Genomic DNA, 2,024 nt, shown 5'->3' on the forward strand with positions numbered 1-2,024 from the left:
CTTAGTTATTCCGGCATAGCTCAGTTGGTAGAGCACCTGACTGTTAATCAGGTTGTCGACGGTTCGAGCCCGCCTGCCGGAGTTGTTGTTTATGCTGGAGAGTTGTCCGAGTTGGCCGAAGGAGCATGATTGGAAATCATGTAAACGGGTTATGACCTGTTTCAAGGGTTCGAATCCCTTACTCTCCGTAGCAGAATGACCCGTTGGTCAAGTGGTTAAGACACCGCCCTTTCACGGCGGTAACATGGGTTCAAATCCCGTACGGGTCATATATTGGAGGATTAGCTCAGTTGGGAGAGCGTCTGCCTTACAAGCAGAGGGTCACAGGTTCGAGCCCTGTATCCTCCATAATATTACGGTCCTATAGTGTAGGGGTCTATCACGCCTGCCTGTCACGCAGGAGATCGTCGGTTCAAATCCGTCTAGGACCGTTGTATATTTATATTTATATTTTTAATGGCTCGGTAGCTCAGTTGGTAGAGCAATGGATTGAAGCTCCATGTGTCGGCAGTTCGATTCTGTCCCGCGCCACCATGGAAGGGTAGCGAAGTCTGGCTAAACGCGGCGGACTGTAAATCCGCTCCTTCGGGTTCGGTGGTTCGAATCCACTCCCTTCCATTTTTTAATAATAGGGGTATAGTTTAAAGGTAGAACTACGGTCTCCAAAACCGTCAGTGTGGGTTCAATTCCTACTACCCCTGCCATTGATGGCGATAGTGGCGAAGTGGTTAACGCACCGGATTGTGGCTCCGGCACGCGTGGGTTCGATTCCCACCTATCGCCTTTAAGATTGGGTTATAGCCAAGCGGTAAGGCAAGGGACTTTGACTCCCTCATGCGCTGGTTCGAATCCAGCTAACCCAGTTTTGGATTTGTACTATATCTGGCGGTATAGCCAAGTGGTAAGGCAGAGGTCTGCAAAACCTTCATCACCGGTTCAAATCCGGTTACCGCCTTTAGTTGCTTTTAGGCGCTAACAGTAGTATAGTTCTACTCTGTAATGTGATATATTATGCCGGTGTGGCGGAATTGGCAGACGCGCTGGACTCAAAATCCAGTGCCCGTTGAGGGCGTATCGGTTCGACCCCGATCACCGGTATTGATGAAGAAGTATCAACGTAGATATACGTTGATACTTCTTTTTTACTATGTGCACGGGGGAGGGGTTATACACGGAATGAACAGAGAAATCACAAGTGAATGGGACGTCATTACACTGATGGCAAAAACAATAAAATTCATTAAAAGTGTCATCGCAGTCATATTGGTTTAATTCCAATCATTGATATTTTTATAATTATTGAGAATAATTAGGAATTCTTAAACCAATGATTCGGTTTTTTTGTTTTAAGAAGTAATCAACTTCTAAAATCTTTGTCGTTAGTAATAACCGATGATTAGTGATCACCCTTTTACTAAAGATTTAAAATGGAAAATTTACATTGAATGCTAGCTCATCGGCACTCGGATATAAAAGTAGAATCGGAAGAAACAAATATTTTTATCACTAAATTATTGAATGAAATAGTTTGATGGACGATTATGTACCATGAGATGTAAATACCACTAGAATATTCTTTGTGATTGAGGAATCTGATATTAAAGAGATTGTTCAGTTATTATTTTGTAGTAGGCACTGCACATTGAAAAAGTATGATTTTATAATATTTGTTTTATGAACCAAACTTAAATTCGAATTTACAGCAATTATTGCTCAATTATCATTTATAATTGTTACAAAAAAAGTTAACGCAAGATTTTCTGTGAGTAGTCTATTTTGAGTAATTTAACTATTTATATTGTATACAGGTAAGACCCACTATAGGAATCGCCAATAAATTAATCATATACCTTAGTCAAATACAATAAAATTCATTGCCACGTAAGTGTGAGATTCCCTATCTTGTAAAAGCAGAAAGATAAAAGATTTGATAAGCATAGCTTACTTTTGATTAATAAAAGCTAGTTTATCTTTGTAAAAAAATAAAAATAAGGAATTAAATTAGATATAAACAGTTTATTTTT

12 tRNA genes are annotated in these 2,024 nt (G+C 39.9%); all 12 read left to right on the forward strand.

Going from position 1 to position 2,024, the window contains the following annotated elements:
• Nucleotides 1-9: 9 nt before the first annotated feature.
• A tRNA-Asn gene (locus tag GSM_RS11895) sits at nt 10-82 on the forward strand.
• A gap of 14 nt (nt 83-96) precedes the next feature.
• Nucleotides 97-188 (forward strand) — tRNA-Ser (locus GSM_RS11900).
• Nucleotides 189-197: 9 nt separating this feature from the next.
• A tRNA-Glu gene (locus tag GSM_RS11905) sits at nt 198-269 on the forward strand.
• Nucleotides 270-275: 6 nt separating this feature from the next.
• A tRNA-Val gene (locus GSM_RS11910) sits at nt 276-348 on the forward strand.
• A 9-nt stretch (nt 349-357) separates the two neighbouring features.
• Nucleotides 358-431, forward strand: a tRNA-Asp gene (locus tag GSM_RS11915).
• Nucleotides 432-458: 27 nt separating this feature from the next.
• Nucleotides 459-534 (forward strand) — tRNA-Phe (locus GSM_RS11920).
• A 1-nt stretch (nt 535) separates the two neighbouring features.
• Nucleotides 536-618, forward strand: a tRNA-Tyr gene (locus tag GSM_RS11925).
• A gap of 12 nt (nt 619-630) precedes the next feature.
• Nucleotides 631-704: transfer RNA gene (locus tag GSM_RS11930), tRNA-Trp, on the forward strand.
• A 6-nt stretch (nt 705-710) separates the two neighbouring features.
• Nucleotides 711-783 (forward strand) — tRNA-His (locus GSM_RS11935).
• A gap of 8 nt (nt 784-791) precedes the next feature.
• Nucleotides 792-863 (forward strand) — tRNA-Gln (locus GSM_RS11940).
• A gap of 21 nt (nt 864-884) precedes the next feature.
• Nucleotides 885-955: transfer RNA gene (locus tag GSM_RS11945), tRNA-Cys, on the forward strand.
• 58 nt (nt 956-1,013) lie between these two features.
• Nucleotides 1,014-1,098, forward strand: a tRNA-Leu gene (locus tag GSM_RS11950).
• The last annotated feature ends 926 nt before the right edge of the window (nt 1,099-2,024 follow it).

The sequence above is a fragment of the Liquorilactobacillus mali KCTC 3596 = DSM 20444 genome, from assembly GCF_000260415.1.
GTDB classification, from domain to species: Bacteria; Bacillota; Bacilli; order Lactobacillales; family Lactobacillaceae; genus Liquorilactobacillus; species Liquorilactobacillus mali.